This window comes from Candidatus Thiothrix phosphatis (assembly GCF_035668035.1).
Taxonomy (GTDB): domain Bacteria; phylum Pseudomonadota; class Gammaproteobacteria; order Thiotrichales; family Thiotrichaceae; genus Thiothrix; species Thiothrix phosphatis.
Genome location: NZ_JAYMYJ010000031.1, coordinates 1 through 3,445, shown reverse-complemented (window position 1 = coordinate 3,445; position 3,445 = coordinate 1). Strand labels below are relative to the sequence as shown.

Genomic DNA, 3,445 nt, shown 5'->3' with positions numbered 1-3,445 from the left:
TCAAACTATGCACGTCTCCCCGGCAAAGCCGGGGGATTTCCCAATAGATTAATTTGAAATACGATTATCGCCTGTAAATTTTCAAAACATTAATGGAAGGAACACCAAGCGTTTTCTTTTTCTGACGAATGGTTGCAGCAGGCCCTGCCAAGGTGCGCCAGCACCCATCACCACTGGTTTGCCCATATCATCATATCCAGTCTGCCCCGCCTGATGAATTCATTAAGGCCGATTGCCCTCTTACTACACAAATTCAACACAACTATATGATAAAAAAGAAATTAACAATTTGGCACGACGTTTGCTAACTAACGTCTAACCGAAGGTCAAGTGCTTGGGAGGAGAGCCATCACATGCAACCGGATTCATCTGTATTGCCAGAACAGCCCCGCTTTGTGCGCGTCACCGGGGTACGCAACAACCGTTTCGTCGAATTCGATTTTTCCATCGGCGACCCGGCATTGTTCGTGGAGCTGATGTTGCCATTCGAGCAATTCAAAACCTTTTGTCAGCGTCAGCAAGCCCAGGAGCTGACGGCTGAACAGCAGGCGCAAGTCGATTATGACCGCCTGAAATGGCGCTACGGTCGACCCGGCGTCAAGCAATAACGCAAGCACCACCATTTGTTTCCACTAGAGAGAGGAGAAACATCCATGTCATTGAACTTTGCGGCCAAAGAAATCAAGCCGCTACGCACCAATTACGGCTATACCGCCCGCCGCGTGGGGGAAAACAAACCGGCGTCGCGCTATCAGGAAGCCACGTTCGACATTCAGCCAACCGTTAACTTCCATTACCCACCCACCTGGGAACCAAACAAGCAACTGTTCGATGCGACCCGCACGGCCATTGTCATGCAGGACTGGTACGCCTTCTCCGACCCGCGTCAGTACTACTACACCAGCTATGTGGTAGCACGCGCCAAACAGCAGGAGGTTATGGATAAAAACTTCGAGCTGATCGAACAACACAACCTGTTGCAAGGTGCGCCTGCTGAAGTACTGGACAAGGTACGTCAGGTGCTGGTGCCGCTGCGCCATGCGGAATACGGCGCAAACATGAATAACCAGGACATCTGCGACCGGGGTTATGGCACGTCCATTACCGCGCTGGCCTCGTTCAACGGTTTTGACCGCATCGGCATCGCCCAATACCTGTCGCGGATCGCCCTGCTGCTGGACGGCAACGAAGAAACGACCCTGCTGGCCGCGCGCGAAGCCTGGCTGAACGGCCCGGTTTGGCAACCCTTGCGCCATGCCATGGAAGACACCTTTGTCCTGTCCGACTGGTTTGAAATCATGGTCGCGCAAAACGTGGTGATGGACGGCCTGATCTACCCGCTGGTCTACGAACGCTTCATGTCGGAAGTCGCCGCACAAGGTGCCTCATCCCTCATTCTGCTGACCCAGTTCATGAATGACTGGTATGCCGAAACTGTGCGCTGGAGCAATGCCCTGATGAAGGTGACTGCTGCCGAGTCCGACGCCAATAAGCAATTGCTGGTTGGTTGGGTGCAAAGCTGGAGCGAGCGTCTGAGTGCCGCCGTCCTGCCAGTTGCAAGCCTGGCGTTTGGCGATAGCGCCCAGCAGCAGGTCGACGCAGTGAAACAGGAATTGCTGGCGCGGCTGGCGAAACAAGGCATCAAGGTTTGAGGAGGACAACATGTCTGACAGCAAAGTATTCGTGATTTTTCAGAACACAGCGGAAGCGCAGCCCTTCATTAGCGCGTTCGAGCAGGAAAACCCGCAAGCCACGCTGGATTACCAGCCCGGCATGGTGCGCATCGAAGGTCTGGGCGAATTGGGCATCACCCGCGACGTGGTGGCCGAACAAGCAGGCCGTGACGTTGACTTGCAGGAAATGCACCTGACCCTGGTGTCCCTGTCCGGCAACATCGACGAAGACGACGACTATTTCCGCATTAGCCGCCACTAAAGAGGAGGATTGAACATGGCCAAAAAACTGAACATGCGCAAACGCTACGAACTGCTCACCCGTGGCCTTGGCTGGGAACCAACCTACCAGCCGCGCGAAAAAGTGTTTTCCAATGAAACCTATGAAGGCATCAAGATCACCGACTGGAGCAAATGGGAAGACCCGTTCCGCCTGACGGTTGACGCTTACTGGAAATACCAGGCGGAAAAAGACAAAAAGCTGTATGCCGTCATGGATAGCTTCGCGCAAAACAATGCGCACATGAACGTAACCGACGCCAGCTATATCAATGCGCTGAAACTGTTTATCCAGGGCGTTACCCCGCTGGAATATCAGGCGCATCGTGGCTTTGCCCGCTTAGCACGCCAGTTCAGCGGCGAAGGTGCGCAGATTGCCTGCCAGATGCAATCCATTGATGAATTGCGTCACGCGCAGACCCAGATTCACACCATCAGCCACTACAACAAGCATTTCAGCGGCCTGCATGACCCGTTCCACATGCATGACCGGGTGTGGTATCTGTCAGTGCCGAAATCCTATTTCGATGACGCCAAATCAGCCGGGCCGTTTGAGTTCATTACCTCGGTTTCGTTTGCGTTTGAATACGTGCTGACCAATCTGCTGTTTGTGCCCTTTATGTCTGGTGCCGCCTTCAATGGCGATATGGCGACCGTGACCTTTGGCTTCTCTGCCCAGTCTGACGAATCCCGCCACATGACCCTGGGGCTGGAAATCATCAAATTCCTGGTGGAACAGCACGAAGACAACCTGCCCATTGTACAGGGCTGGATCGACAAGCATTTCTGGCGTGCTTACCGCGTACTGGCGCTGGTTTCCATGATGCAGGATTACATGCTGCCGGAAAGCCCGATGTCTTGGAAGGAAGCCTGGGAAATCTACTTTGTGGAAAACGCCGGTGCACTGTTTAACGACCTGGGTCGCTACGGTCTGCGTATGCCGAAATTCCACGAGCAGGCGACTGCCGAAGCCGAGCATCTGAGCCATCAGGTTTTCAGCATTTTCTACAACTACGTTCACGCCGCGGCTTTCAACCTGGGCCTGCCAACCGAGAAGAAAATGGATTGGCTGTCTGAGAAATACCCGGAAACCTTCGACAAGTACTACCGCCCGCGCTACGAAATGTGGGCGCAGATGGCCAAGGAAGGTAAGCGTTTCTTCAATATGGGCCTGCCGCAACTGTGCCAGGTTTGCCAGATTCCGATGGGCTTTACCGAAGTCAGCAACGGCGACCCGATGCAGATTGCCTACCGTGCCAGCGAGTACAACGGCGAGAAATTCCACACCTGCTCTGATGGCTGCAAACACATCTTTGATAATGAGCCAGAAAAATACGCCAATGCCTGGCTGCCGGTGCACCAAATTTTCCAGGGCAATTGTGGCGGTGCGGAAATCCCCGACGTACTCAACTGGTATCACTTCAAGCCGGAAGACGGTGGCGATTACGCCGGTTCCGCCGACGAAGCCCGCTGGAAAGCCATGCACGGCGAAA

4 protein-coding genes are annotated in these 3,445 nt (G+C 54.1%); all 4 read left to right on the top strand.

Features of this window, described 5'->3' with window-relative positions; genetic code table 11:
- Nucleotides 1–353 precede the first annotated feature (353 nt).
- Nucleotides 354–608 (top strand): phenol hydroxylase subunit, encoded by a 255-nt coding sequence (locus VSS37_RS04280; RefSeq protein ID WP_324693450.1) that lies wholly within the window; start codon nucleotides 354–356, stop codon nucleotides 606–608.
- 45 nt (nucleotides 609–653) lie between these two features.
- Nucleotides 654–1,652 (top strand): aromatic/alkene monooxygenase hydroxylase subunit beta, encoded by a 999-nt coding sequence (locus VSS37_RS04275; RefSeq protein ID WP_324693449.1) that lies wholly within the window; start codon nucleotides 654–656, stop codon nucleotides 1,650–1,652.
- 10 nt (nucleotides 1,653–1,662) lie between these two features.
- Nucleotides 1,663–1,935 (top strand): MmoB/DmpM family protein, encoded by a 273-nt coding sequence (locus VSS37_RS04270; protein ID WP_324693448.1) that lies wholly within the window; start codon nucleotides 1,663–1,665, stop codon nucleotides 1,933–1,935.
- A gap of 15 nt (nucleotides 1,936–1,950) precedes the next feature.
- A partial coding sequence (locus VSS37_RS04265) for an aromatic/alkene/methane monooxygenase hydroxylase/oxygenase subunit alpha (RefSeq protein ID WP_324693447.1) occupies nucleotides 1,951–3,445 on the top strand: 1,495 nt, incomplete at its 3' end.